The sequence below is a fragment of the Microbacterium sp. genome, assembly GCF_051953575.1.
In the GTDB taxonomy this organism is placed as follows: Bacteria; Actinomycetota; Actinomycetes; order Actinomycetales; family Microbacteriaceae; genus Microbacterium.
The window spans coordinates 1-24,732 of sequence record NZ_JBQCIP010000284.1; the positions used below are offsets into that span (position 1 = coordinate 1).

The 24,732-nt window shown below is 71.9% G+C and carries 26 protein-coding genes and 1 tRNA gene; 8 read left to right on the forward strand and 19 right to left on the reverse strand.

All coding sequences use genetic code 11. The annotated features are described in order from the left end of the window. Window positions 1-543 (forward strand): Lrp/AsnC family transcriptional regulator (locus ACTHNQ_RS17825; RefSeq protein ID WP_440335285.1); only part of this gene is annotated, 543 nt, incomplete at its 5' end. Window positions 544-549: 6 nt separating this feature from the next. On the opposite strand, the gene ACTHNQ_RS17830 is transcribed toward ACTHNQ_RS17825, so the two are convergent. From ACTHNQ_RS17830 to pdxR, 7 genes are all read right to left on the reverse strand, one after another. Beyond that, complete coding sequence (locus ACTHNQ_RS17830; protein WP_440335286.1) at window positions 550-2,103, reverse strand: multicopper oxidase family protein; 1,554 nt, start codon at window positions 2,101-2,103, stop codon at window positions 550-552. Then, window positions 2,090-2,572 (reverse strand): hypothetical protein, encoded by a 483-nt coding sequence (locus tag ACTHNQ_RS17835; protein ID WP_440335287.1) that lies wholly within the window; start codon window positions 2,570-2,572, stop codon window positions 2,090-2,092. The genes ACTHNQ_RS17830 and ACTHNQ_RS17835 overlap by 14 nt, the downstream gene beginning before the upstream one ends. An 81-nt stretch (window positions 2,573-2,653) precedes the next feature. After that, window positions 2,654-6,004 carry an ATP-binding protein gene (locus ACTHNQ_RS17840; protein WP_440335288.1) on the reverse strand — a complete coding sequence of 1,117 codons (3,351 nt, stop codon included), beginning with the start codon at window positions 6,002-6,004 and terminating at the stop codon, window positions 2,654-2,656. After that, complete coding sequence (locus tag ACTHNQ_RS17845) at window positions 6,001-6,729, reverse strand: DUF4194 domain-containing protein (RefSeq protein ID WP_440335289.1); 729 nt, start codon at window positions 6,727-6,729, stop codon at window positions 6,001-6,003. Before ACTHNQ_RS17845 ends, ACTHNQ_RS17840 begins: the two co-directional genes overlap by 4 nt. Beyond that, the gene (locus tag ACTHNQ_RS17850) at window positions 6,722-8,194 is read right to left on the reverse strand and encodes a DUF3375 domain-containing protein (RefSeq protein WP_440335290.1); all 1,473 of its coding nucleotides are present in this window, start codon (window positions 8,192-8,194) and stop codon (window positions 6,722-6,724) included. The genes ACTHNQ_RS17845 and ACTHNQ_RS17850 overlap by 8 nt, the downstream gene beginning before the upstream one ends. Before the next feature lie 45 nt (window positions 8,195-8,239). Beyond that, window positions 8,240-8,737, reverse strand: coding sequence for a carboxymuconolactone decarboxylase family protein (locus ACTHNQ_RS17855; protein WP_440335291.1), 498 nt, complete (start codon window positions 8,735-8,737; stop codon window positions 8,240-8,242). 71 nt (window positions 8,738-8,808) lie between these two features. Beyond that, complete coding sequence (gene pdxR / locus ACTHNQ_RS17860) at window positions 8,809-10,212, reverse strand: MocR-like pyridoxine biosynthesis transcription factor PdxR (RefSeq protein ID WP_440335292.1); 1,404 nt, start codon at window positions 10,210-10,212, stop codon at window positions 8,809-8,811. 64 nt (window positions 10,213-10,276) lie between these two features. On the opposite strand from pdxR, the gene ACTHNQ_RS17865 reads away from it, so the two are divergent. Next, window positions 10,277-10,774 (forward strand): winged helix-turn-helix transcriptional regulator, encoded by a 498-nt coding sequence (locus ACTHNQ_RS17865; RefSeq protein ID WP_440335293.1) that lies wholly within the window; start codon window positions 10,277-10,279, stop codon window positions 10,772-10,774. Between the two features lie 11 nt (window positions 10,775-10,785). On the opposite strand, the gene ACTHNQ_RS17870 is transcribed toward ACTHNQ_RS17865, so the two are convergent. Then, entirely contained in the window at window positions 10,786-11,574 is a 789-nt protein-coding gene (locus tag ACTHNQ_RS17870) for an SDR family NAD(P)-dependent oxidoreductase (RefSeq protein WP_440335294.1), read from the reverse strand. 1 nt (window position 11,575) lies between these two features. Further along, a complete protein-coding gene (locus ACTHNQ_RS17875; RefSeq protein WP_440335295.1) occupies window positions 11,576-12,376 on the reverse strand; it encodes an alpha/beta hydrolase in 801 nt (266 codons plus the stop codon). Window positions 12,377-12,514: 138 nt separating this feature from the next. Here ACTHNQ_RS17875 and ACTHNQ_RS17880 point away from each other — a divergent pair, with 138 nt between their 5' ends. Both ACTHNQ_RS17880 and ACTHNQ_RS17885 read left to right on the forward strand, forming a co-directional pair. After that, on the forward strand, window positions 12,515-13,483 hold the full coding sequence (locus tag ACTHNQ_RS17880; protein ID WP_440335296.1) for a LysR family transcriptional regulator: 969 nt from the start codon (window positions 12,515-12,517) through the stop codon (window positions 13,481-13,483). Window positions 13,484-13,525: 42 nt separating this feature from the next. Next, entirely contained in the window at window positions 13,526-14,305 is a 780-nt protein-coding gene (locus tag ACTHNQ_RS17885) for an SDR family NAD(P)-dependent oxidoreductase (RefSeq protein WP_440335297.1), read from the forward strand. A 67-nt stretch (window positions 14,306-14,372) separates the two neighbouring features. Here ACTHNQ_RS17885 and ACTHNQ_RS17890 read toward each other — a convergent pair. Continuing rightward, a tRNA-Pro gene (locus tag ACTHNQ_RS17890) sits at window positions 14,373-14,446 on the reverse strand. Between the two features lie 142 nt (window positions 14,447-14,588). Between ACTHNQ_RS17890 and ACTHNQ_RS17895 the strand changes: the two genes are divergently transcribed. After that, complete coding sequence (locus tag ACTHNQ_RS17895; RefSeq protein ID WP_440335298.1) at window positions 14,589-15,173, forward strand: GNAT family N-acetyltransferase; 585 nt, start codon at window positions 14,589-14,591, stop codon at window positions 15,171-15,173. On the opposite strand, the gene ACTHNQ_RS17900 is transcribed toward ACTHNQ_RS17895, so the two are convergent. Continuing rightward, a complete protein-coding gene (locus ACTHNQ_RS17900) occupies window positions 15,153-16,334 on the reverse strand; it encodes a low temperature requirement protein A (protein ID WP_440335299.1) in 1,182 nt (393 codons plus the stop codon). The two genes, ACTHNQ_RS17895 and ACTHNQ_RS17900, sit on opposite strands and share 21 nt — an antisense overlap. Before the next feature lie 36 nt (window positions 16,335-16,370). On the opposite strand from ACTHNQ_RS17900, the gene ACTHNQ_RS17905 reads away from it, so the two are divergent. Then, a complete protein-coding gene (locus ACTHNQ_RS17905; RefSeq protein ID WP_440335300.1) occupies window positions 16,371-17,051 on the forward strand; it encodes a lysoplasmalogenase in 681 nt (226 codons plus the stop codon). Further along, complete coding sequence (locus ACTHNQ_RS17910; RefSeq protein ID WP_440335301.1) at window positions 17,048-17,449, forward strand: RNA-binding S4 domain-containing protein; 402 nt, start codon at window positions 17,048-17,050, stop codon at window positions 17,447-17,449. The genes ACTHNQ_RS17905 and ACTHNQ_RS17910 overlap by 4 nt, the downstream gene beginning before the upstream one ends. A 177-nt stretch (window positions 17,450-17,626) precedes the next feature. Here the strand turns inward: ACTHNQ_RS17910 and ACTHNQ_RS17915 are convergent, their stop codons facing one another. Next, on the reverse strand, window positions 17,627-18,532 hold the full coding sequence (locus ACTHNQ_RS17915; RefSeq protein ID WP_440335302.1) for an NUDIX domain-containing protein: 906 nt from the start codon (window positions 18,530-18,532) through the stop codon (window positions 17,627-17,629). A gap of 82 nt (window positions 18,533-18,614) precedes the next feature. On the opposite strand from ACTHNQ_RS17915, the gene ACTHNQ_RS17920 reads away from it, so the two are divergent. Continuing rightward, a complete protein-coding gene (locus ACTHNQ_RS17920; RefSeq protein WP_440335303.1) occupies window positions 18,615-19,040 on the forward strand; it encodes a GNAT family N-acetyltransferase in 426 nt (141 codons plus the stop codon). 9 nt (window positions 19,041-19,049) lie between these two features. On the opposite strand, the gene der is transcribed toward ACTHNQ_RS17920, so the two are convergent. From der to ACTHNQ_RS17955, 7 genes are all read right to left on the reverse strand, one after another. Beyond that, the gene (gene der, locus ACTHNQ_RS17925; protein ID WP_440335304.1) at window positions 19,050-20,588 is read right to left on the reverse strand and encodes a ribosome biogenesis GTPase Der; all 1,539 of its coding nucleotides are present in this window, start codon (window positions 20,586-20,588) and stop codon (window positions 19,050-19,052) included. A 1-nt stretch (window position 20,589) separates the two neighbouring features. Beyond that, complete coding sequence (gene cmk, locus ACTHNQ_RS17930; RefSeq protein ID WP_440335305.1) at window positions 20,590-21,312, reverse strand: (d)CMP kinase; 723 nt, start codon at window positions 21,310-21,312, stop codon at window positions 20,590-20,592. Then, window positions 21,305-22,411, reverse strand: coding sequence for a prephenate dehydrogenase (locus ACTHNQ_RS17935; protein WP_440335306.1), 1,107 nt, complete (start codon window positions 22,409-22,411; stop codon window positions 21,305-21,307). The genes cmk and ACTHNQ_RS17935 overlap by 8 nt, the downstream gene beginning before the upstream one ends. Then, the gene (locus tag ACTHNQ_RS17940; protein WP_440335307.1) at window positions 22,404-23,198 is read right to left on the reverse strand and encodes a pseudouridine synthase; all 795 of its coding nucleotides are present in this window, start codon (window positions 23,196-23,198) and stop codon (window positions 22,404-22,406) included. Before ACTHNQ_RS17940 ends, ACTHNQ_RS17935 begins: the two co-directional genes overlap by 8 nt. Beyond that, complete coding sequence (gene scpB, locus ACTHNQ_RS17945; RefSeq protein ID WP_440335308.1) at window positions 23,195-23,809, reverse strand: SMC-Scp complex subunit ScpB; 615 nt, start codon at window positions 23,807-23,809, stop codon at window positions 23,195-23,197. Before scpB ends, ACTHNQ_RS17940 begins: the two co-directional genes overlap by 4 nt. Beyond that, on the reverse strand, window positions 23,799-24,647 hold the full coding sequence (locus ACTHNQ_RS17950; protein WP_440335309.1) for a segregation and condensation protein A: 849 nt from the start codon (window positions 24,645-24,647) through the stop codon (window positions 23,799-23,801). The genes scpB and ACTHNQ_RS17950 overlap by 11 nt, the downstream gene beginning before the upstream one ends. Then, the coding region (locus tag ACTHNQ_RS17955; protein ID WP_440335310.1) for a ParA family protein at window positions 24,631-24,732 on the reverse strand (102 nt) is incomplete at its 5' end. The genes ACTHNQ_RS17950 and ACTHNQ_RS17955, both read right to left, overlap by 17 nt.

Consider the following 24,732-nt stretch of genomic DNA (forward strand, 5'->3'; position numbering starts at 1 on the left):
CTCATCTACACCGACGTCGTCAAGGGGTTCTTCGTCTCGGAGTACCACGGCGACATCACCATCGACGGGATCGACACCGCGCTCATCGAGCAGCTGCAGCGGGACGGCCGCACCAGCTACCGCGCGCTCGGCGAGGCCGTACGACTGTCGCCCTCGGCCGTCACCACGAGAGTCCAGCGCCTCACCGACGCCGGCGTCATCAAGATCAGCGCTGTCGAGGCGCGCGGCCTCGCGCACCGCCAGCTGTCGATGGGCGTCGGCCTCAACCTCGCCGGCACCGACGACCAGGTGGCCGACGCCCTGCGGACGTGGCGCGGCGTCGACTTCGCCGCCCGCACGCTCGGCCGCTTCGACATCGTCACGACGCTCGTCGAACCCTCCGCGGGGGCGCTGTACGCGAGCCTCGAACGCATCCGCGCGATCCCCGGCGTAGAGAGCCTCGAGGCCTGGTTCCACCTGGCCGTCCTCAAGGAGGACTACGCCCGCACCCTCCGTTCGCCGGGCGGCGGCATCCCGCAGCCCATCGGCTCCGCGCGCAGCTGAAGCGCCCTACTCCGGGTCGTTGCCCGAATCCCGACCCAGCCGGAACGGCGTCGTCACGCCGGCGTATGCCAGGTGGGTCATGAGGCCCTCGGCCGCGTGGGGCAGGTTGTGGCAGTGGTCCATCCAGATGCCGGGATTGTCGGCCACGAACGCGACCTCGTACGTCTCGCCGTGCTCGACGTTCAGCGAGTCGACCCGCCACGGTGAGCCGGTGGACGGCACGCCGTCGCGCGACAGCACCAGCAGATGGTGGCCGTGCAGGTGCATGGGATGCACCTCGCCGCTGTTGTTCGAGATGGTCATGACCACCACGTCCCCCTCCTGCACCATGTACATCGGGACGGCGGGCATGATGCCGCCGTTGATCGTCCACCAGTACCCCGGGGCGCCGTCGAGGAAGCCGGGCAGCCGCCCGATGTCGTACCGGAAACGGCGGTCGGCCCGTGCGGGATCGAACCCGACGTCCGCCGGCTCGCCGTACGTCAGCAGATCGACCTCATCCCGAGGCGCGGGAGAGGTGGATGCCTCGGCCCCATCGGGCCCGAGCACGAGCGATGCTCCCGGCACCTGGATGCGCACGACACCGCTCGCCGGCACGGTCACCTCGAGGTCGGCGCGGCCGCCTGCCGTGAGCGGCACCTTCTCGCCGTCGACGGGTGCCGGGCCGTTCAGCTCCGTGCCGTCCACCGCGAGGACGCGGAACGTCGAGCCGGTGACCCACGCCGACGTGGGTGTGCTGTCGGTGTTGACGAGACGGACACGCACGGTGTCTCCCGGCGCGGCGGTGCGGTGCCCATCGCCGACGACGCCGTCGATCGTCCGCTGGCCGCCCGGGTAGGTGTGGACGAGCGCCGTCGCATCGGCGGCACGTGCGCTGAGCGAGGAACGAGACGAAGCGTCGGTCCCCTCCGCCGGCTCCAGGATCAGCGCGCCATACAGCCCGCCGACCACCTGCGGGTGCGATGCCTGGTGCGAGTGGTACCAGAACGTCCCGACCTGCTCGGCCACGAAGCGGTAGGTGAAGCTCTCACCGGGCTTGACGGCATCCTGGGTCACCCCGGCGACGCCGTCCATCGCGTTCGGAACGTCGACGCCGTGCCAGTGCGCGGTGACCCCGGCGGGCACGTCTTCGTTGCGCAGCACCACCTCGACGAGCTGCCCCTGCCGCGCCCGGATCGTCGGGCCGGGCGTCTGTCCGTTGAGCGTGAACCCGTCGAACGGGGCGCCGCCGTCTGGCGTGACCCGCTCCGCCCGGGCGACGAGCTCGACGTGCACGTCCGCCGGCTGATCCGGGTCGGCCGCAAGATCGGTGACGCTCGTCGGGGGCACGGTCGCGGCGGCCGCCTGCGGCGCGGCACCGCCGTGCGCATGGCCGGCCACACCCGGACCTCCGCCGAAGTCCGGTGTGCCCATCTCCATCACGGAGTACGAGCCGGGGAGGATGCTCGCCCACCACGCCCAGCCCACGAGCGCGAGGGCGACCGCGAGCCCCACGACGGCGAGCCGGCGGGCGAACCACGCCCACCGGCTCGCCGCGGACGCTGTTCTAGGCGGAAGCACCGGCAGCGGTCGGCGCCGAGACCGACGGTGCGGCGGACGCGGCGTCGACGCGCCGCTTCGAGACGTTCAGGCCTGCCAGGAGCGCCGTCGTGAACAGCAGCAGCGCGTTGACGCCGTGCAGGAAGCCGAGCAGCGGGATGCTGTGGCCGAACAGCCCCAGCGTGACCTGCACGACCACGAGCGCGAGGACCCCGCCGGCGAACGCGACCGCCCGCGGCACCTTCACGAAGAACGAGAAGATGAACAGCAGGAGGGCGAGCGTCGGGATCACGAACATGCCGTTCATGCCGTGGATCATGAAGCCCACGATCTCGGGGAACGCCGGCGGACCGTCCATCGCCGACCCGTCGATGACACCGCCCCCGGCGATGTAGACGTCGAGGCCCGCCGACCCCCACGCGTGCGTGGCGGCCTGCAGTGCGACCAGCGCACAGATGGCGAACGAGAAGATGCGGTAAGTGATGCGCATGTGATTTCCCCCAGGGATGTCTGCCGGCCGATCGGCCAGCACACACTCCAGAGCGCGCACATCACGCGCTGATACATCCCGCTACGAGCGCAGTCCCACCTTCGGCTTCGCCCACGAGCGGCCGCGCGTGTCCTTGAGGATGTCGTACTCGACGTCCACGTGGGGCTCGATCGCGCTGTACTTGTCGTTGGGCGCGCCGATCACTAGCTGGAAGCCGAGGCCCCGCCACGCCCCGATCGCCCGCTTGGTGAAGTGCGCGTCCGCCTTGATGAGCGCCTCGTCCATGAAGACCGGGGCGTAGCGCGGGCGCTCGGCGCCGGCATCCCCCAGCTGATAGCGCAGCGCAGCCCCGACGATGAACGCGATGAGCTCCTGCGACTCGCCGCCGGACTTCTCTCCGATGTGGTCGTACAGCGCGATGTGCTGCTTCGTCTCGGCGTCGACGCGTTCGGCGCTCACCCGCACGTGATTGCGCACGTCGACGAGGTCGCCGAAGTCCGGCGCCGACCGGCGCATGCGGCCGATCAGCCGTGTCATGCGGCGGTACACCTGCTCGCGGTCATCGTCCGAGGCCGCCGCGTCGATGAGCCCCCGCACCTCACGCAGCTCTCGGCGGAACCGCTTGCGCGGCTCGGACTGGTTCTCGCGCGTCGTGATCTGCAGCCGGTGCGCGTCGTCGTAGAACGGCAGGTCCTGCATGATCTCGTTGATCGGCTCGATGCGATCGCGGATCTCGCGCAGCGACCGGCTCAGCGTCGCGTCGAGGTTGGTGAGGTCGTTGCCCGACAGCTTCAGCAGGCTGTCGCGCCAGTCCGCCTCGAGCTCGTGCAGGCCGCTGGTCTGCAGCGCCTCGAGGATGCCCTCGAAATCGTCGATCGACGTGTCGGGGTCGGGCAGCAGGTTCGGGTTCGGCCAGCGCTCCAGGAAGCCCGTCATGATGCGACGGACGCCTTCGCGCTGCTCGTCGTGCGCGGTGACCGCCGACGCACGCTCCTCGTCGAGTCGCTGCGCCGCCGACACGAGTGCCGCATCGAACCGCGTGAGCACGACCGTCGGGCTCGCGGCGGCCGCCGCCTCGCGCAGTGTGAACCGCGCGTCGAGGAACCCCCGCTGGTCGTCGTCGAGCGCACGGTCGTCGTCTTCGGCGGCGTCGATGATCGACTGCGTCGCATCGACGTCGTCGGTCACGTCGGCCCACCGGGTCTCGATGCGCTCGCGCTCCGCCTCGATCCGGCCGATCTCTTCGCGCAGGCTCGCCGCCTTGCCCTTGGCCGCCGCGATCTGCCCCTGCAGGCGGGCCACTTCGGGATTGGATGCCGTCACGTCGTCCTGCACGGCGGTCCAGCGGTCCCGCTCCGCCGTGACGGCGTCGACATCGAGCAGATCCCACGTCAGGTCGACGACCTTCGCGTACACGGCGAGGCGGGCGTCGACGGCATCCAGCGCGTTCTCCGCGGTCCGTGCGGCGGTGGTCGCACGTGCCACCCGCACCTGAGCACGCTCGAGGCGGCCCGCCAGCACGTGCAGGCGGCGCTCGTTCGAGAAGCCCAGCACGTTGTCGCGACCGTGACCGCCGTGCGCGCCGCGGCTGCCGTCCGACATCTGGCCGGTGATGGTGAGCGCCTTGGCGTGCTGCGAGAGAGCCCGCGCGGAATCGACGCACACGAAGCCGAACCGCTCCTCGAGGCGCCCCTGCAGCCAGCCCGTGAACGGGGAGGTCTGGTAGTCGAGGCGTCCGGGCAGCGTGTCGGCGTCGCGGCCGCCGGTCGCGTCGAGCCCGGTGTGCACGCCCTCGTAGCGCAGTCGCACGGGTGTGCGCACGCCGTCGATCGCGGCGCGGAACGCCGGCAGATGGGCGACGTCGATCAGGAGAGTCGTCGCGAAGCCGCCGAGCGCGAGGTTGAACGCCTCGCGCCACGGTTCGAACTCGGTGCGCACCTCGACGAGCTCGCCGACGAACGGCAGGTCCTCGGGATCGAGTCCGGCCGCCTCGGCGAGCAGCTCGCGGGATTCGTGCAGCGCGCGCGGGATGTTGTCGCGCCGACCGGCGGCGCGACGGATCTCTGCCTCGAGCTCGGCCACCTCTGCCTCGGCGGCCCGGAGTTCGAGCGCCGCGTCCGAGAAGGCGCCTCGCGCCGTGCGCTTCGCATCGGCATCGGCCAGTCCCGCACGGGCCTCGGCGACGAGGGCGTCGAAGTCCGCGCGGGTCGACACGGTCGCATCCAGCGCACGCAGGTCCTCGTCGAAGCGGATGCGGTTCACCTGCACCGTCGACAGACGGCGCTCCACCTCGCGCAGCTCGCGCTGCGCGGTCTCGAGGCGGTCGCCGCCGGACTGCCGAAGCACGTCGGCCAGGCCGTCGCGCTCGATCTCGGCCGCGTCGGCGAGAGCGCGCTTCTCGCGCAGCGCGACGTCGGCCGCGTGCTTGCTGTCGCGCAGCTCGCCCTCGACCTCGCGCAGCAGCTCCAGGCGGCGGCCCGCGCGCCACAGGCTCGCGAGCGACCGTGCGTCCGAGAAGTCGCCGATCTCGTCGATCAGCCGCACCCGTTCGGCGGCGGCGGCGATCTTCTCGCGCAGGTCGCGCAGCGGCTCGAGCGTGCCGACCTGCTGCCGTGCCGTGAGCATGCGGGTGCGGGTGCCTTCGAGTTCGTCGAAATGGGCGACGACGGCATCCGCGGTCGCCATCGTCTCGGGCTCCTCGAGCACGAGCCGCTTGTACAGGTCGTCGACGGTGGTGATCTGCTGGCCCGCCTGGATGCGGGCGAGCAGGCTCATCGCCTTCGACCCGGCGCCGGCGGCACCGATGCCGAGCACGGCGTGCAGGCGCGCCGAGAACTCGCGGTCGGTGCCGTAGGGGTCGAGTCCCACCGAGCGCAGCGACGTGTCGGTGAAGCGCTGGGCGACCACCTGCTCCAGCGAGCTCAGGTCGAATGCGGCGTCGGCGGTCGCCCGCACTCGCACCGTGTCTTCGAGCACGCGCGCGCCCGCGGGGATGTACCACGCGCGCACCGCGGTGAACCGCGAGCCGTCGTGGTCGAGCCACGTCATCGCCACGGCCGTCCATGTGTCGACGCCGTCGCCGCGCAGCACGCGCATCTTGGTGCCGTCCTCGGTGCGCGACTCGTCGAGCTTGCCACGACCGTACGACAGGATGTTGCGCTGCTCGTCGCCGCGCGGCCGTCCCGTCACTCCCCCGTTGGACGCGCCGTTGAACGGCGTGGTGTGGGGCATCATGAGCGCGATGTACGCGTCCATGAGCGTCGACTTGCCCGACCCCGAACCGCCGCACAGCAGCGTCGCCGTCGGCGAGAAGCGCACACGGTGCGCGCCGTCGTAGCCGCCCCAGTTGACGAGCTGCAGGTCTTCGGCCAGCCACTGCTGACCCCGCGAAGCCGCCGGGATGAGCCCGAACAGCGTGTCGATCATCGTCACAGGGCGACCTCCTCGAGTTCGACTTCGTCCTCGAGCTCGGGAAGGGATTCCTGCTGCCGCAGCCAGTCGCGCAGTTCGCGCAGCTTCTCGGCGCTCAGCACGATCTCGACCAGCGGGCTGATGCGGAACCGCCCGGCCGATTCCTCGTCGACGATGCCGTCCCGGTCGAGGCGCTCCATCGCCTTGCGGATGGCCCGCTGGCGACGCGCGGTGTCGCCGTCGGACTCGGCGAAGTAGCTGAGGACGGTCTGCTCCACGTCTTCGATGTCGACGCGCGCCGACGGCTCGCCGGCCGCAGACTCCCGCTGGTACACCGTCCGCAGGTGCACGAGCACCAGCGTCTCGGCGCGCGAGTACGGCGAGTCGCGCAGCAGGATCGGCACGTCGAACTCGTCCGAGCGCACCTGCTGCTTGTATGCCACCCCGCGCTCGTGATCGACGACCAGGCGCACGAAGAGGTCGTTCAGCCGCGCCTCGATCAGCTGCTGATTGTCCAGGAGCACCTTCCACGTGTCGCGGTGCCGGTCCGACTGCACGAACCGGCGCTGCAGCACGTGGACGAGCACGCGCCGCACCTCGGCGTCGAGCACGCCCCGGTCCCCCGGAAAGAGCTCGTCGGGATCGTCCTCCATCGCGACCGGGTCGATGAAGGGAGGGATGCCGGCGGCCTCGGTCGCGGCATCCTCTTCCATCTCGCGGGTCGTGTCGGCGGCGGTGTCAGTCATCATCGCTCCCTCTCGAGGTGCGGGCGGTCACGGCGCCGAACGCGAAGCGGCGGGTCGTGCCGTCGGGACGGAGGGCCTCGACGACCGAGACGGTGTCGCCCTCGCTCATTCCGTTGCGGTGCGCGATCTCGAGCAGGCCGAGCAGGTCCACGGGGCGCCTCGTCTCGTCGTCGGTCCCCTCGAAGGCCGTCGCCAGGTCGAACTCCTCGCCGAGTCCCGCGACGTACGCCTCGAGCTCGACATACCGCGGGCCTCCCCAGGCGCGCGTGTCGGCATCCACGAACTCGGCGTCGTCGACGCTGCCGGCCAGGGCCGCAGGCATCCCGGGCGGCCGGATGTCGCTCACCGACTGCCGCAGATGGCCGACGCCCGCCAGCGGCAGGCTGCGCACGGGCTCGACCGCCGCCTCGGACGACGAGCTGCTGGTCCACGCCTGCAGCCCCGACATCACGTCGCGCAGCAGCTCGTCGACCTGCCGGTCCCGCACCGGATCGTGCGTGCGCACCTGGCCGGTGATCACGTGCGAGGCGCGCCGCTGCGCCGTGAGCACCTCGAGCACGCCCAGCTCGACGCGGCGGCCGATGGCGTCCAGCTCGGCACGCTGCTCGGCATCCATCAGCCGCGCGAACGGCTGGGCCAGCACGGTGTGCAGCTGCTCGGTGAGGTCGTCGATGCGCTCCGGGTCGCCGAGCAGGCGCAGCGCGCCGGCGAACGCGCGTCCCTCGGGGGTCGACTGCATGACGTGCTGCCCCCGATCGAGGTATTCGCGCAGCACCTCGCCGGTGGGTCGCACGTCGCGCCGGAGGTCCGCCACCACATCGCGCTGCATCGCCTTGATGGACTCGGCGACGCGGGCGAAGTCGGCCGGCAGCTCGCGGGCGAGGTGCAGCACGTTCTCGGCCTCTTCGAGCAGCTGCTCGTCATCGACCGGGACGGCCTCGTCGTGCTGCAGTCGCAGGATCTCGGCATCGAGGGCATCGCGCTCGGCCGTCAGGCGCTCGATGCGCCGCACGGGATCCGTCTCGGCGTCGGCCGCCAGCCGCTCGACGGCTTCGAGCAGGGTGCGCACGCGCGAGTTCGACACTCGCGTACGACCGCCGCCCGTGCGGCCCGTGATCTCCAGCGCGCTCACCGCGTGGGCGGTGAGGCGGTACACCTCGACGTCGCCGTCGATCTGCGGCACCAGCCACCCCACGCGCACCCAGTGACGGCAGATCTCCCGAGCGGTGCCCGACGGCAGGGCGCGGTCGTCCTCGTCGTAGCCCGCAGCGCGCAGCTCGTCGAGGATCTCGGCGATCTCGGCGTGCGCGTCGGCCACGGCGACCGCGGGCCGGTCCACCGTGAACACGACGGAGAGTGCGGCGACCACGAACGGCGCGTAGCGCCGGTGCAGAAGGTCGAGGGTGGGGGTCCGGAACGCCGCCACGGAGCGCAGATACGCCGCCTCGGCACGCGTGTTCGTCATCCCCTCCAGCGTATCGGGCGCCGCGCCCCCTGCCGTGCGGCCGGCTCAGTCGGCCGTCCGGGGGGCCACACGCCACGGGCGCGCGGTCACCCCGATGGCGTTCCACACGTTGATCGCGATGACGAGCGAGATGAGCGCCGCGGCGCCGTCCTCGCCGAACGCGTCGACCACCGCCGTGACGGCTTCCTCGGGGACGTGCGTCTCCGACATCCGCGTCATCTCCTCGGTGAGCGCGAACGCCGCGCGTTCGGCCGCGGTGAACAGGCCGGACTCGGTCCACACCGCGAGGGCGTCCACGCGCTGCGCGGTGACGCCGTGCGTGCGGGCGGCACGCGAGTGCAGGTCGACGCAGTAGGCGCAGCCGTTGAGCTGCGACGCGCGCAGGCGCACGAGCTCGCGCAGTCCCGCGTCGATGCCGGCGAGGTCGAGCTGGGCGGTCGCGGCGTCGTCGAGCTCGCCGACGGCCCGCGAGAACACGGGCGCGAGGGCGTCGAAGTCGAGGCGTGAGGCAACGGGGACGATGGTGCTGGTCGCAGTGGTCATGCGTCCACGCTAGGTCGCTTCGACCCGACGAACATGGTCAATCGGATGCCGTGAACATGGGCCAATCGCCCTCAGCGGTCGGACGCGGTCTCCGCCACGGCGTCGACGAAGAGCTCCAGCGCGCGCTCCAGACGGGCGGGCGACGGGGCGCCGTAGCCGACGACGATGCCCGGCAGCGCGTCGCCGGCCCGGGCCCCGAGGCGGTACTGCGCGAGCCCCAGGACCGCCACGCCGCGGCGGGCGGCGGCATCCACCACGTCCGACTCGGCGACGTCGCCGGGCAGCCGGACGAGGCATTGCAGCCCCGCCGCCAGCCCATGCAGCGACGCCGACGGGGCGCGTTCGGTCAGCAGCCCTTCGAGCAGCTCACGACGGTTGCGGAAGACCGCGCGTCGCCGCCGCACGGCGCGGTCGTAGGCGAACGAGTCGACGAACCTCCCGAGGACGTGCTGATGGATGCCGGCGGCCGATGCTCCTCCGAGCTCGCGCTGCACGAGCATCTCGCCACGCATCGCGGGAGGCGCGACCGCCCAGGCCAGACCGACCCCCGGCGCCAGGGCCTTGCTCGCGGTCCCGAGGTAGACGACCCGATCGGGCGCCAGCGCCTGCAGCGCGCCGATGCTGCGGCGGTCGTAGCGGAACTCGCCGTCGTAGTCGTCCTCGAGCACGAGCGCGTCCGCCCGGCGCGCCCACTCCACGACCCCGCGGCGGCGGGATGCCGACAGGGGCACTCCGGTCGGGAACTGGTGTGCGGGGGTGAGCAGCACGGCAGCGGCATCCGAGTCCTCCAGGTCGTCCACGACGGCGCCGTCCGCGTCCACGCGCACCGGCACCGGTTCGAGCCCCGCCGCGTCGATGATGCGGCGATGGTGCTCATGGCCGTACTCCTCGACAGCGATGCGGCGGGCGCCGCGGGCGCGCAGTGCGCGACACACGAGCGACAGGAGGTCGCCGAACCCGGTTCCGACGAGGACGTCGCCGGCGTCCGCCGCGACGCCGCGCGTGCGCGCCAGGTACCCGGCCAGGCTCTGCCGCAGGGCGGCGGCCCCGGCTGCGGGCGGGTACGAGAAGGCGGTGCCGGGCAGCTCCGCGAGCGCCTGCCTCGTGTGCGCGCTCCATGCCGCGTACTCGAAGTCGCTCGCGTCGACCAGTCCGCCGCGCAGATCGTAAGGCGGGGTCGCCGCCGGCCGGTCCGACGGCGGCGCGACCGCGCGGGGGGCCGCCGCGACCCACGTCCCGGCGCCGACATGGGCCTCCAGCCAGCCCTCCGCCGTCAATCGCGCGTAGGCGTCGGCGACGGTGTTGCGGGCGACGCCGAGGTCTGCCGCGAGCGCACGCGCCGCCGGCAGACGGGCGCCGACCGGGAGGGCGCCGCTCGACACGAGCGCACGGAGAGCGTCTTCGAGTGCGCGCGCGGGCCGGCCCGCCGGCAGCGGCAGAAGAAGGTCGAGTCCGGCGATGCGTCCCTCGCTCATGCCGCTATCCCACCACGGCAAGTCGAGCTTGTATCACGCAAGTGCGCGGTCGTAGTCTGAGGTCATGCTCGGCCGGACGTACGAATCCCAGGTCTGCTCGATCTCTCGGACCTTGGAGGTCTTCGGCGAGCGCTGGACGTTCCTCATCCTGCGCAACGCGCTGTTCGCCGAGTCCACGCGGTTCTCGGCGTTCCAGAAGAGCCTGGGCATCGCCACCAACGTCCTCGCGTCACGCCTGGACCACCTCGTCGAGGAGGGCGTGATGGAACGCGTCACGAACGAGGCGGGCGAGGGCGAGTACCGTCTCACCGAGCGTGGCCGAGACCTCGCGCCCGCGCTCATCGCGCTCACCGAATGGGGCGACCGCTGGGCGGCGCCCGACGGCCCGCCCATCCTCTACCGCCACGGGCCGGACGAGCATCCCGTCCGGATGCAGCTCGTATGCGACATCTGCGGACCGCTCGACGACGCGACCGACGTCGAGGCGCTCCCCGGACCCGGCATGCCCGATGCCGTCGCCGCACGCGTGCTCGAACGGCACCGGCTGCGCCACGCCGGCTGACCGGATCGTCCTCAGAGCTCGGCGGTCATACCCCCGTCGATCACGACGTCCGCTCCGGTGATGTTCCCCGCCACGAGGTCGCTGGCGAGGAAGGCGACCAGCGCCGCCACCTCGTCCGGCGTGGTGAAGCGCCCCGTCACCATCGCGGCTTCCGCCCCCGCGACCACCCCCGCCCGGTCCGAGCCGGCCGCCGTCGACAGCGTCGCCGCCACGCCGCCCTCGCCGAGCCAGAGATCGGTGGCGACCGGACCGGGACTGACCGTGTTCACGCGGACGCCCGCCGGGCCGACCTCCTTCGACAGCGCCTTGGAGAAGTTCACGAGCGCGCCCTTCGCCGCGCCGTAGTCGATCACGGCCGGGTCGGGAAGACGCGCGTTCACCGATGCGACGGTGACCACGGATGCGCGACCGGCCGCACGCAGCGCCGGCAGTGCCGCGCGGGTCATCCGGATCGCCGTCAGCGCGTCCAGCTGGAAGGTGGCGGTCCACTCGTCGTCCGTGACGGACTCGAAGCCTCCCGTTCGCGGATGCACGCCGCCCACGTTGTTGACGAGCACGTTCAGCGTCCCCCACTCGCCGGCACGGGCGACGAGCTGCGCGGGGACGGCGGGATCGGTCAGATCCGCGGCGACCGCCCGCACCGCGCCCTCGTCGGCGAGCTGAGCCAGCTGCGGGGTCACGGTTCGGGATGCCGCGAGCACGCGCGCCCCCTCTGCGGCGAGCGTCCGGGTCACCGCAAGGCCGATCCCGCGGCCGGCGCCCGTGACGATCGCCACCGCGCCACTCAGTCCGAGATCCACGTCAGAGCCCCTGCGCCTTCAGCCACTCCAGCACCGCGTCGGCCACGTCCGCCCACCCGTGGTCGATCGTGAGCGAGTGGCCGCGGCCCTCGAACTGCGTGAACTCCGTGACAGCCATCGAGTCGCGGTACTGCTTCAGCGTCGACCGCGTGACGACGTCGGGAACCGTGTGGTCGGCCGTGCCCGAGATGAGCAGCAGCGGTCCGCGTGGAGCCCGCTTCGTGTCGACCGCCGCCGGCGAGTGCATCACGAAGTTCGCGGCGGCGGCTTGGAAGAGGGGCCGCGCCGGCGAGGGGATGGTCCACTGCTCGAAGAGCGCATCGGACTCGGCCTCGTCGACGGCGTTGCCGAACCCGTAGCGGAACTGCGCCGACGTGAGCGAGACGGCACGGTGCAGGTTCGCGGGGTTCCCGAGCGCCGGGAACCCCGAGCGCAGCTGTGCCAGCGGGAGCGGCAGCACCCCCTTGATCTGCGCCGGGTCTATCGCGACCGCACCTGCGCCGAGTCCCTCGCCGAGCAGCTTCTCGGCGATCAGGCCGCCGAACGAGTGGCCGATGAGGACGGTGTCGTCACCGAGCCCCTTGACGATGTCGGCGAAGTGGCCCGCCGCCTCGTCGATGCCGATGTCGGCGACGGCCTCAGGGTGGGCGCGCGCCTCGGCCACGGTCGCGGGCTCGTTCGGCCACCCCGGCGCGACCGGCTCGTACCCCGCAGCGCGGAACCTCTCGACCCACGGCGCCCAGCTGGAGGCGTGCAGCCAGAGGCCGTGGATGAAGACGACGGGACGGGGATTGTCGGCCATGGACGATGCTCCTCGCACTCGCGGACGAGATCAGCACACACCCGCGGCGAAGACGGCGTCCAAGACCTTTTCGAAGCGGATCGATAACCGAGCTTGCATCGATCCTTCGCGCACGCCAATCTTCGTACAGGAGGACAGGTGGACCTCGATCTTCGACTGGTGCGGTATTTCGTCGTCGTCGCCGACGAACTGCACTTCGGGCGCGCGGCCGCGCGGCTGCACATCAGCCAGCCCGCGCTGTCGAAGCAGATCCGGCGGCTCGAGGGCGAACTCGGGTTCCGGCTGCTGGCACGCGACAGCCGCCACGTCGCACTCACGCCCGACGGCATCCGGTTCCTGCGTGAGGCGCGCGTGCTGATCGCGCAGGCCGCCCGCATGATGCGCCCGGAGGACGCCGGTCTGCGCGTCGCCCACATCTTCGACCTCGACACCAGCCGGATCGTCGTCGACGCCTTCGCCGACCGGTTCCCCGAACTCACCGTCATCGCGAGCTCCATGGACAGCCAGCGACAGTTCGACGCCCTGGTGAACGGGCTGCTCGACATCGCGATCCTCCGCGTCACGCCCGCCATGACGGCCGGGCATCCGTCCGGGTGGCGGCACCGCCCGCTCCGCCTGGAGCCGTTCTGGATCGTCAGCCGTGCCGACGACCCTGCCGCGGAATCGACGTCGCTCCTCGATGACACTCTCGAGGTCTTCGCCGACCCCCGCGGGTCGGCGCTCTTCAACGCCCACGGCGAGTATCTCGCCGCGCTCGAGGCCCATCTGGGAGTTCCCTTCCGCTGGCTGGGCAATCCGGGCACCTTCGATCAGTGCCTGGCGAGGATGCACCGCGCGCCCCGCGGCGCACGCCTGCTCGAATTCGAGTCGTACGCGCTCCGGTACCGCCGGCTCGGGATGCGCGTGCAGCGCCCCGCCGGGCTGCTGCCGGTCTACCCGTGGTCGATCGCGTGGCGCGACGAGCCCCTCAGCGCCGCGGCATCCGCGTTCCTCGACGTCTCGGCAGAGGTGACAGCCGGGCGCAGCTGGCTCGACCCCGACAGCAGCACACCGCGCTGGCAGCCCTCGTCGAGCGGGGTCGTGCACGCCGGCCACGACGCGCGGTGAGCTCGGCCGCGGGTGCCGGAGGCCTGCCCTAGGGTGCTGGTCATGCACGAACGCACATCGCAGCGGGACCCCGTCCGCGCCGGCCAGGTCGCCCTCGTGACGGGCGGGTCGTCGGGTCTCGGATTCGCGATCGCGCAGGCTCTCGCCGACGCGGGCACGACCGTCGTCGTGACGAGCCGCGATGCCGCGCGCGCCCGCGAAGCCGCCGGCGAGATCGCCGACGCCACCGGGGCGGTGGTCCACGGGCTGGCCTGCGAGGTCACCGACGAGGGATCGATGGATGCCGCCGGGAGCTGGATCTCGTCCGAGTTCGGCCGCCTCGACGTGCTGGTCGCGAGCGCCGGCCGCCAGGCGCGCGGGTCCATCGATGAGCTGGACCCCGCAGCGCTGCGCGCCTGCCTCGACGTCAACGTCGTCGGGACGTGGCTGGCGTGCCGTACGGCCGCCCGCCTCATGCGGCCGGCCGGGTACGGCCGCATCGTCACGCTGGCGAGCGCGCTCGGGCTCGTCGGCGCCGCCGACCGGTCGGCCTACGCGGCCAGCAAGGGCGCCGTGGTGCAGCTGACCAAGAGCCTCGCGGTCGAGCTCGCGGAAGCGGGGATCACCGTGAACGCACTCGCGCCGGGGCCGTTCCGCACACCCCTCAACGAGGGCGTCGACGACGACCCGCAGGTGCGGCGCTTCCTCGACCACGAGGTGCCGGCCGGCCGGTGGGGCGAGCGGCGCGAGCTCACGCCCGCGGCGATGCTGCTGACGAGCCCCGAGGCAGGCTTCCTCACCGGTGCCGTCCTGTCGGTCGACGGCGGATGGACCGCCCACTGACCGCAGAGCGCACCCTCAGAAGCCGACGAAGCCCTGGCAGATCTTACGATCTGCCAGGGCTTTTCTGTCGGGATGACAGGATTTGAACCTGCGACCCCTTGACCCCCAGTCAAGTGCGCTACCAAGCTGCGCCACATCCCGTTGTTCTGTTGTCGCTGCCGCACCTGCGTGCGGACAACTCGACCATCCTACCCGGTCCGCGGTGGCCTCGCGAACACGCGGACGTCCGGGCGTGGCATCCGCTGCACTTGTCGATGTCGGCGGCCCGCAATAGCGTCACGGCATGCCCCGCATCATGATCGAACCCGCGACCGCAGACCGCTTCGACGACGCGCAGCGGGCGCTGACGGGCGGAGGCGACGGCAAGAGCTGTCAGTGCCAGTGGTGGACGCTCACGAACGCGCAGTTCGACGCGACGAGCCAGGACGAGCGGCGCGAGCTGCTGCGCGACGAGATGGCGGACGCTCCCCCGCCCGCGCTCATCGCCTACGTCGACGGCGAACCGGCGGGATGGGTGCGGGTCGGTCCGCGCACGCGTCAGGTGCGGCTGGCGCGGACGCGCGCGTTCGCGGCATCCGAAGAGCCGTGGGACGACGAGGGCGTCTGGGCGGTCACGTGCTTCGTCGTGAGAAGAGAGCACCGGCATCAGGGTCTCAACGCCGAGCTGCTCGACGCGGCGCTCGACTACGCCCGGGCCGCCGGCGCCCGCGTCGTCGAGGCGTACCCGAAGGACCCGCGAGCCGGCAAGAAGATCCCGGTCAACGACCTCTACCACGGCGTGCTGTCGACGTTCGAGGCGGCCGGGTTCCGCGAGGTCGCGCGTCCGCGCCCCGATCTGGCGATCGTGTCACTCGACCTGCGCGGCTGAGGTCGCGCGAGCCCCGTCGATCTCCAGCACCACGACCACGCCCACCAGCAGCGCCGCCGCGACCACGTACTCGTTCGACGGCAGCAGACCGCTCAGCGCGATGAGCACCGCGCCCACGAGCACCGCACCGGACGCCCAGCGCGCCAGCGACGCCCGCAGCAGCACGAGCCACGCCCCCGCCACGACGATCGCGATCGGCAGCGTGAGAGCGAGCCCGGCCACCACCGGAGACACCGACGTGTGTCCGGTGATCTCGTCGATCTCGACCTCGACGCCCGCCGACACCGCGCCGACCGCCGCGAAGATCGCGTAGTGCAAGTATCCGAAGCGGAACGCGGACCTGCGCCCTTCCAGGCGGCTGTGCTGCTCTCGCGCGAAGTACACCCACCAGATCCCGGCCGTCACGACGATGCCCGAGATCGCGAGCGTCAGCAGTTCCGGCACGTGCTCGCCCTCGCCCAGCGCGTCGAAGATCGCGTTCGCCGATGCGAGCAGGCTCTCGCCGAGCAGCAGCAGCGTGAACAAGCCGTAGCGCTCCGCGATATGGTGCGGGTGCCATGGCGTCTTGCCCGCAGCCTCGCCCCAGACCGGCACGAGCAGTTCGAGGGCGGCCAGCACGAAGAACGTCCAGAACTGGGCCGCGTCGTCGAGCAGGTAGACGCGCGCGAGCCACAGCACCTGCACCACCGCGACGCCGGCGGCCATGCGCAGCGCCGTGCGCCGCAACGCGGGATCGGATGCCGCAGCCCGCAGCCACTGGGCGACCATGGCCAGTCGCATGATGACGTAGCCCCACGTGACGACGACGTAGTCGAACGAGACCATCGCGTCGTGCACGCCCGCGGCGAGGACGAGCACGCCGCCCATCTGCACGACGGTGAGCACGCGGTAGAGCCAGTCGTCGGTGTCGAACGCCGAGGCGAACCATGTGAAGTTCATCCAGGCCCACCAGATGGCGAAGAACACCATGAGGTACGACAGCACGCCCTGCCCGACGTGGTCGTCGCTGATGAGATGGTGCAGGTTCTGGGACGCCTGCGACACGGCGACCACGAACACGAGGTCGAAGAGCAGCTCCAGCGGGGTCGAGACGCGGTGCGGAGTGCCGGTGTCGCGGGCGGACATCCGGATGAGGCCCATCCGGGCGAGCACATCGGTCATGCGACGATTATGGTGCCCTGCACATCGAGGAGGATCATGCGTCGGCTCTGGATCGCGTTCGCCCCGTACATCGCGCTGTCGGTCGTCCATGTCGTCGCGCTCGCGGCCGACGCGGACGCGATCGCGGCACCCACGAAGCTGACGCTGATGCCGCTCCTCGCCTTCGCAGTCGTGTGGGGCTCGCACGGCACCCCGTGGACGACCTCGCTCACCCTCCTCGCGGTGGCGATCGGACTGTCGTGGCTCGGCGACGGCGCCGGCACGTTCTTCCCGTTCGCGCCCGAGCTGCCGATGATGCTGCTGTTCTTCGGCCTCGCGCACGTCGCCTACATCTGGCTGTTCTGGCGTCGCCTCGCCGTCCGCCGCATGCCGCTGTGGGCCGCTGTGTACGCGGTCTGGTGGATCGTGCTCCTCGCGGTGCTGTGGCCGCACCTCGGCGACCTGTCGGTCGCGGTCGCGGTGTACGGCCTCGTGCTCGGCGGCACCGCGGTGGCGGCATCCCGCTGTCATCCGCTCGTGGCGTGGGGCGGCGTGTTCTTCCTGACGTCGGACTCGGTGCTCGCGTTCCGCCTGTTCATGCCCGACGCGATGCCCGACTGGACCAGCCCGCTCGTCATGCTGACGTACTGCCTCGGGCAGGGTCTCATCGCCGCGGGGGTGCTCGCGGCGGTCCGCGCGCGCCGCACGGCCGCCGCTCCCGCGCCGGTGGCGGCATGACCGACGCCGCGCCGATGCGGCCGGTGCGCGTGGATGCCTGGCTCTGGGCCGTGCGCGTCTACAAGACCCGCTCGGCGGCCACCGCCGCCTGCCGGGCCGGTCACGTGCGCGTAGGCGGCGAGCGCGCGAAGGCCGCGCAGCTGCTCAAGCCGGGCGACGAGGTGCGCGTGCGCATCGACGGGTTCGACCGCATGCTGGTCGTACGGCAGACGATCTCGAAGCGCGTGGGAGCGCTCCTCGTCGCGGCCGCCATGGAGGACCGCACTCCCCCGCGTGATCCCACTCCCCTGATGGCGCAGCGCGATCGCGGCGCCGGGCGGCCGACCAAGCGAGAGCGCCGCGAGATCGATCGCCTGCGCGGGCGCGACCGCGCCGGGACGGACGCCGACGGCGACTGACGCCCCGGCTCTCCGGCTGACACACGCAGCCCCCTGTGGAAACGTGCGGTCGCGCGGGACCGACCGATTCCTGCTGATCTCGTTCGGTCACCGGCAGTAATACGTGAAGGCTGCCGACGTCGAGATCCACCGCGGCTGAGGCGATCCCGCGGGGCCTCCCCGGCCCCGCGGGGTCCGTCAGCGGTCGCCGAGCCGATCGAGCAGCCAGCGGGTCCCGCGCACGGAACCACCGGCATCCCTCACCCGGTCCGAGAGTCCGCGGTCGCTCGTGACCACCGTCACGGAATGACCGGATGCCGCCAGCCGCCGTGCCTCGGCGACGATCGTGTCGTCGCCCTCGCCCTGTGCGCGCACCACGTCGATGCCGTCGACATCGGCGGCGGCACGGGCCTGGCCCTCGACGACCGCGGACCACTGCGGGTACCAGACCTGCTCGGGAAGATCGAGGGCGGATGCCTCCACCCCGCTCGCGGCGAGTCGGGCGATCCGCTCGAGAAGCCGGGACGCGGCACCCGGGCGGTCGCGCCACCAGCCGTCGGGCACCGAGCCCATGACGTTGGCCACGTCCACGACGACCGCGGGGCGCACGTCGATGAGGGCCTGCAGCCGCTCCCACGATCCGGCGAAGCCGGGATGCAGCGGGTACGTCGAGACGAGGTCGGCGGGCACCCAGGCGAGCTCGCGGCTCTCGGGGTCGCTGATGACCGGCTCGAACGGCACGGCCACGTCGCCCACGACGGTCGTGTAGCTCCAGTAGCCCAGGTCGAAGACGCTCAGCAATCGCGGGCGGATCGCGTCGTCGGGAACGCCGGCCTCCTCGGCCGCCTCGCGCAACGCGCCGTCACAGGCGGTCTCGCCCTCATGGCGCGCACCGCCGGGCAGGGCCCAGGTGTCGCCGAAATGGCTCCACGACACTCGGTGCTGCAGCAGCACCCGCCTGGCAGCATCCACCGCGAGCAGCCCCGCGGCGCCGAAACGGCCCCAATACCGCTCGCCCGTGGGGGCGACCACCCACGCGTCGCCGCTGTCCCTCGGACCGTGCGGACGGCGCGGCTCACCGGGTGCGGGAGGCTCGATCGTCACCAGCCCAGCCTGTCACACCGGCAGGCCACGAGCCTGCGACCGGCACGGCCCGCGTCATGCGGCGACTCGGCAGACTGGGCGCATGAACGACGCGGACTACGACCTCGACGACGACCCCGCCCGTATCCAGCTCGACGTGGTGTGGGGCGGGCTCTCGACCGAGGCGTACTGGGGGCGCTGGCGCTCGCGAGCCGATGTCGAGACGCAGATCGCGAACTCGTGGCGGGTCGTCGGCGCGTACCGCCGCGACACCGGCGAGCAGGTCGGGTTCGCACGTGCCGTGTCGGACGGCGTCGGCTTCGCCTACCTCGCGGACGTCTTCGTGCTGCCCGAGCACCGCGGACACGCCCTGGGCAAGCGTCTCGTCCAGCTGATGATCGACGACGGCCCCGGGGCAGACATGCGCTGGACGCTGTTCACCGGCGACGCGCACGGCCTCTACCGGCAGTTCGGCTTCACCGAGCCCGACGCGACCGCGATGGTGCGGCCCGCCAGGCGCGGCAGGTGAGCCGGAGCGTCAGCGCTGGCGGCGCTCGCGCACGCGCATGTTGACCACGATCGGCGTGCCCTCGAAGCCGTACAGCTCGCGCAGGCGCCGCTGGATGAACCGGCGGTAGCCGGGGTCGAGGAACCCGGTCGTGAACAGCACGAACGTCGGGGGACGCGTCGACGCCTGGGTGCCGAACAGGATGCGCGGCTGCTTGCCGCCCCGCAGCGGGTGCGGGTGCTCGGCGACGAGCTCGGTGAGGAACGCGTTGAACTTGCCGGTCGGGATGCGCTGATCCCAGGACTCGAGGGCGGTCTCCAGCGCGGGCACCAGCTTGTCGAGGTGCCGGCCGGTGCGCGCCGAGATGTTGACGCGAGGAGCCCAGGCCACATGCGCGAGATCCTGCTCGATCTCGCGCTCGAGGTAGCGCCGACGGTCCTGGCCGTCCATGTCGTCGTCGTTGAGGCGGTCCCACTTGTTGAACGCCAGCACGAGTGCGCGGCCCGATTCGAGGACGAGGTCGATGATGCGGACGTCCTGCTCGCTGAGCGGCTGGGTGACGTCGAGCACGACGACGGCGACCTCCGCCTTCTCCAGCGCGGCCGAGGTGCGCAGCGACGCGTAGAAGTCCGCGCCCTGCTGCAGGTGCACGCGACGGCGGATGCCCGCAGTGTCCACGAAGCGCCAGAGCTTGCCGCCGATCTCGACGATCTCGTCGACCGGATCGCGCGTGGTGCCCGCGAGCTCGTTGACGACCACGCGCTCTTCGCCGGCCGCCTTGTTGAGCAGCGACGACTTGCCGACGTTCGGGCGGCCGAGGATCGCGACCCGGCGGGGTCCGCCGATCTCGTGCTTGGCGACCGCCGACACGTCCGGCAGCACCTTCATGATCTCGTCGAGCAGGTCGGCGACACCGCGACCGTGGATCGCCGAGACCGGGTGCGGCTCGCCGAGACCGAGGTTCCACAGCGCGGCGGCCTCGGGCTCCTGGCGGGCGTCGTCGATCTTGTTCGCGACGAGGAAGACGGGCTTGCCGGTCTTGCGCAGCAGGCGCACGACGTGCTCGTCGGTCGACGTGGCGCCGACCATCGCGTCGACCACGAACAGCACGACGTCCGAGAGGTCGATGGCGACCTCGGCCTGCAGCGCGACGGAGCGGTCGATGCCCTTCGCGTCGGGCTCCCAGCCGCCGGTGTCGACGAGCGTGAACCGGCGGTCCATCCACTCCGCCTTGTACGTGACGCGGTCGCGCGTCACGCCCGGCGTGTCTTCGACAACCGCCTCGCGGCGTCCGAGGATGCGGTTCACGAGCGCGGACTTGCCGACGTTCGGGCGGCCCACGATCGCCACGACGGGCAGCGCGGGGAGGAACTCGATGCCGTCCTCGCCGCGGATGACGCCCGCGAGCAGCTCGGCGTCCTCCTCGTCGAGCTCGTAGTCCTCGAGACCCTGGCGCAGCGCGCTCGCGCGCTGCTCGATGAGCTCGTCGTCGAGGGCGGCGATGTTCTCGGCGAGGTGGTCGTCGCCGGCATCGAACTCGTCGAAGTCGGAACGGTTGTCAGCGGCCATCTCAGGCTCCCGTCTGTGCGGTGTCCGCCGCGGGAGCCGCCAGTGCGGCCCGGATCACGCCGAGCACGGCGTCCACGGTGTGGTCGAAATCAAGGTGGGTCGAGTCGACGACCTCGACGCCGGGCCCGGCGGTGAGGAAGTCGACGACGGCCGAGTCCGACGCGTCGCGCTGATGCAGCGCCGCGGCGACGGCTGCGGCATCCTGCGTCGTCAGCTCGGCGCTGCGGCGCGCGGCCCGCACCTCCGGCGCGGCGGTCAGCAGGATGCGCACGGGAGCGTCGGGTGCGACGACCGTCGTGATGTCGCGGCCCTCGACGACGACGCCCGTCCGACCCGACTGGGCCACGAGGGCGCGGAACAGGGCGTTCACCGACTCGCGGATGGCCGGGACGCGTGCGACGCCGCTCACGGCGTCCGACACCCGCGGCTCGCGGATCGCCTCGGTGACGTCGGTCTGTCCGACGCGCACCCAGTAGTCGTCGGGGTCGAGCGAGATGGCGTAGTCGAAGTCGCCCGCGACGTCGAGGACGGATGCCGCGTCCGACGTGTCGATGCCGTGCTCCAGCGCGTGCCACGCCAGCGCACGGTACGCGGCGCCGGTGTCGAGGTAGCCGTAGCCGAGGCGACGCGCGGCCTGCTTCGAGACGCTGGACTTGCCGCTGCCTGCGGGGCCGTCGATCGCGACGACGACCACGTCTTCGGTCGTCGAGGAGGGATCAGTCATTGGTGGTGCTCGCAATCTTCCAGCCGCGCGCTTCGAGCCCGTCGACGGCGCGGCGCACCGCGCTCGGGACGACGCTGATCTCGGCGAGGCCGAACTGGGCGCCCGGCGAATGCTCCAGGCGCAGGTCTTCGACGTTCACATCCAGGTCGCCGAGCTCGCCGAAGAGGCGGCCGAGCTGGCCGGCGGTGTCGTCGACCATGACGACCACCTGCTCGAAGCGGCGGTTCTGGCCGTGCTTGCCGGGGAGGCGCTCGACGCCGTCGTTGCCGCGGCGGATCGTGTCGGCGACAGCGCGCCGCGCGCCGGGCGCGTCGGGGTCGCGCAGAGCGTCCGCCACCGACGCGAGGTCGGCGGCGAGGTCGTCGAGCACATCGACGACCGGTGCCGCGTTCGCGCCGAGGATCTGCACCCACAGCTCGGGAGCGGATGCCGCGATCCGCGTCGTGTCGCGCACCCCCTGACCGGCCAGGCGCAGCGAGCCGTCCGGGGCGTCGACGAAGCGTCCGGCGAGCAGGCTGGCGACCAGCTGCGGGACGTGCGAGACGAGGGCGACGCTGCGGTCGTGGTCCTCGGGCGTCATCTCCAGCGGCGTCGCGCCGAGGTCGAGCGCCAAGCCCTCGACCAGCGCGAGGTCTGCCGACGACGTCTCGGCGTCGCGGCACACCACCCAGGGGCGACCGATGAAGATGTCGGCGCGAGCCGAGATCGCTCCCCCGCGCTCGCGCCCGGCCAGCGGATGCGAGCCGATGTAGTGCGTGAGGTCGACGCCCCGTTCGCGCAGCGTGCGCAGCGGCTCCAGCTTGACGCTGGCGACGTCGGTGACGACCGCTCGGGGGTACCGCGCCAGCTCGCGCTCGATCACGTCGGCGGTCACGTCCGGCGGCACCGCGACGACGACGAGCGTCGGATCGTCGTCGTCGGTCGCACGGCGTCCTGCGCCGTAGTCGACCGCGAGACGCAGCTGCGACGGCGACGTGTCGTCGAGGGCGACGTCCACCCCGTTCGCCCGCAACGCGTGCCCGATGCTGGCGCCGAGCAGGCCGGTGCCGACGATGCGCACCGTGCCGTGCACGCGCGACGCCAGGACGGGCTCACTCATCGGGCGCCTTCCTTTCGACGGTATCGCTGTTGCCGGTGTCGCGGCGCGCGAGAGTCAGCAGAGCGCCCTGCTCCACTTTAGTCAACTCGCGGGCGCGCCCGGCTGGCAGCGTTCCCAGGTGGAGCGGCCCGAACTGCCGGCGGACGAGTTCGACGACGGGATGCCCCACCTCGGCCATCATGCGGCGCACGATCCGGTTGCGCCCCGAGTGCAGCGTCAGCTCCACGAGCGAGCCGCCGCCCTCGTCAGACGCCGAGAGCAGACGCGCCTTGTCGGCGGCGATCGGCCCGTCCTCCAGGTCCACCCCGCGCAGCAGCCGCTGGATCGTCTGCGGAGTGACCGTGCCGTCGACCTTGGCGATGTACACCTTGGTGACGCCGAACGACGGGTGTGCCAGCACGTGCGCGAGCTCGCCGTCGTTGGTGAGGACGAGCAGCCCGCTGGTCTCGGCATCCAATCGCCCCACGTTGTACAGGCGCTCGGGCCAGTCCTTCGTGAAGCGGCGCAGGTCCGGACGGCCCCGGTCGTCCTTCATCGAGCTGACGACACCGGTCGGCTTGTTGAGCATCACGTAGCGCTTGGACTGGTCGAACTGCACCGCCGTGCCGTCGACGTCGACGAGGTCCTTCTCGGGGTCGATGCGCGAGCCCAGCTCGTCGACGACGCGCCCGTTGACCCGGACGCGGCCTTCCACGATCATCTGCTCGGCCACACGCCGTGAGGCCACCCCGGCATTGGCGAGGGCCTTCTGCAGGCGCACGCCCTCCGTCGAGCGCTCGTCCGTCACCGTCGTCCTCCTTCTTCTGCGCCCTCGGCCACCTCGTCCGCACCGTCCAGGAGCGGCGAGATGTGGGGCAGCTCGTCCAGCGAATTGATGCCCAGGTGCGTCAGCAGCGCGTCCGTCGTGCCGTAGTTGATGGCACCGGTCTCGGCATCCGCGAACAGCTCGGTGATGAGCCCCCGCGCGAGCAGCGTGCGCACCACCGAATCGACGTTCACGGCGCGGATCGACGCGACCTGGCTGCGCGTGACCGGCTGCTTGTAGGCGATCACCGCAAGGGTCTCCAGGGCTGCCTGCGACAGGCGCGACGGCGCCTGTCCGCCGACGTACTCGCTCACGAGGTCGTCGAGCTCCTCACGCACGTACAGACGCCAGCCCCCGCCCACCTCGCGCAGCTCGAAGCCGCGCACCGGTCCGCCCGAGCGGCCGTCGTAGTCGTCGACGAGCGCCTCGACCGCCTGCCGCACCGCGGGCACCGGCGCCGAGACGGCGGCGGCGAGGCTCACGAGGCTCTGCGGCTCCTCCACGATCAGCAGGATCGCCTCCAGCCGGCGGGCGACGTCGGTCGTGTCGACCACCGGCTCCACCTCGGTCGTCGCTGTCGGGTCATTGGTCATAGTCGGCTCCCAGGGTGGCGAGGTTCTCGTCGCTCCAGCGGTGCGCGCTCCAGCGCAGGGTCAGCTCGCCGAGCGGCTCGAGCTGCTCGAACGACAGGGCGGCGTGGCGGTACAGCTCCAGCACCGACAGGAAGCGGGCCACCACGACGCCGGTCTGGCCGACGCCGGCGATGAGTTCGCGGAACGTCAGGGAACCGGCATCCCGCAGCAGGGTCACCACGATCGCCGCCTGCTCGCGGATGCTCACCAAGGGAGCGTGCAGGTGATCGAGGCCGACGCTCGGCAGCTCCTTGGGCGTCATCGCCAGCAGCGCGAGGGCGGCGAAGTCCTCGGCGCTCAGCGACCACACCAGCTCGGGGACGGCGTTGCGGTACTTCTCGTCCAGCCGCACAGAGCGGGCGTGCCGACGGTCCTCGCGGCGCAGGCTCCGCTCGAACCACGCCGACACCTCCTTGAACGCCCGGTACTGCAGCAGCCGGGCGAACAGCAGATCGCGCGCCTCCAGCAGCGCGACGGCCTCGGCGTCGACGAGCTCGCCCTGCGGCAGCAGACCCGCGACCTTCATGTCGAGCAGCGTCGCAGCGACGACGAGGAACTCGGACGCCTCGTCCAGCTCCTCATCCGGCCCCACGGCGCGCAGGTACGCGATGAACTCGTTCGTCACGAGCGACAGCGACACCTCGGTGATGTCGAGCTCGTGCTTGGAGATGAGCGTCAGCAGCAGATCGAATGGACCGTCGAAGTTCGACAGCGACACGCGGAACCCGTCCGCAGGCTCGGGGGCGCTTCCCGGCTCCCCGGTCGGTGAGCTTGTCGACGCGTCAGGCGACAGCGCCACGGGCGACCAGCTCCCGCGCCAGTCGCAGGTAGGCCTGCGCCGCGGCGTGCTCGGGCGCGAACTCGGTGATCGGCATGCCCGACAC

Excerpts from the sequence above, each read along its gene's own strand:
- pdxR (WP_440335292.1), bottom strand. The coding sequence starts at position 10,212 with ATGAGCGAGGGACGCATCGCCGGACTCGACCTTCTTCTGCCGCTGCCG.
- ACTHNQ_RS17910 (WP_440335301.1), top strand. The coding sequence starts at position 17,048 with ATGACCGACGCCGCGCCGATGCGGCCGGTGCGCGTGGATGCCTGGCTC.
- ACTHNQ_RS17895 (WP_440335298.1), top strand. The coding sequence starts at position 14,589 with ATGCCCCGCATCATGATCGAACCCGCGACCGCAGACCGCTTCGACGAC.
- ACTHNQ_RS17865 (WP_440335293.1), top strand. The coding sequence starts at position 10,277 with ATGCTCGGCCGGACGTACGAATCCCAGGTCTGCTCGATCTCTCGGACC.
- ACTHNQ_RS17905 (WP_440335300.1), top strand. The coding sequence starts at position 16,371 with ATGCGTCGGCTCTGGATCGCGTTCGCCCCGTACATCGCGCTGTCGGTC.
- ACTHNQ_RS17845 (WP_440335289.1), bottom strand. The coding sequence starts at position 6,729 with ATGACTGACACCGCCGCCGACACGACCCGCGAGATGGAAGAGGATGCC.
- ACTHNQ_RS17920 (WP_440335303.1), top strand. The coding sequence starts at position 18,615 with ATGAACGACGCGGACTACGACCTCGACGACGACCCCGCCCGTATCCAG.
- scpB (WP_440335308.1), bottom strand. The coding sequence starts at position 23,809 with ATGACCAATGACCCGACAGCGACGACCGAGGTGGAGCCGGTGGTCGAC.
- ACTHNQ_RS17850 (WP_440335290.1), bottom strand. The coding sequence starts at position 8,194 with ATGACGAACACGCGTGCCGAGGCGGCGTATCTGCGCTCCGTGGCGGCG.
- der (WP_440335304.1), bottom strand. The coding sequence starts at position 20,588 with ATGGCCGCTGACAACCGTTCCGACTTCGACGAGTTCGATGCCGGCGAC.
- ACTHNQ_RS17855 (WP_440335291.1), bottom strand. The coding sequence starts at position 8,737 with ATGACCACTGCGACCAGCACCATCGTCCCCGTTGCCTCACGCCTCGAC.
- ACTHNQ_RS17875 (WP_440335295.1), bottom strand. The coding sequence starts at position 12,376 with ATGGCCGACAATCCCCGTCCCGTCGTCTTCATCCACGGCCTCTGGCTG.
- ACTHNQ_RS17935 (WP_440335306.1), bottom strand. The coding sequence starts at position 22,411 with ATGAGTGAGCCCGTCCTGGCGTCGCGCGTGCACGGCACGGTGCGCATC.
- ACTHNQ_RS17835 (WP_440335287.1), bottom strand. The coding sequence starts at position 2,572 with ATGCGCATCACTTACCGCATCTTCTCGTTCGCCATCTGTGCGCTGGTC.
- ACTHNQ_RS17885 (WP_440335297.1), top strand. The coding sequence starts at position 13,526 with ATGCACGAACGCACATCGCAGCGGGACCCCGTCCGCGCCGGCCAGGTC.
- cmk (WP_440335305.1), bottom strand. The coding sequence starts at position 21,312 with ATGACTGATCCCTCCTCGACGACCGAAGACGTGGTCGTCGTCGCGATC.
- ACTHNQ_RS17900 (WP_440335299.1), bottom strand. The coding sequence starts at position 16,334 with ATGACCGATGTGCTCGCCCGGATGGGCCTCATCCGGATGTCCGCCCGC.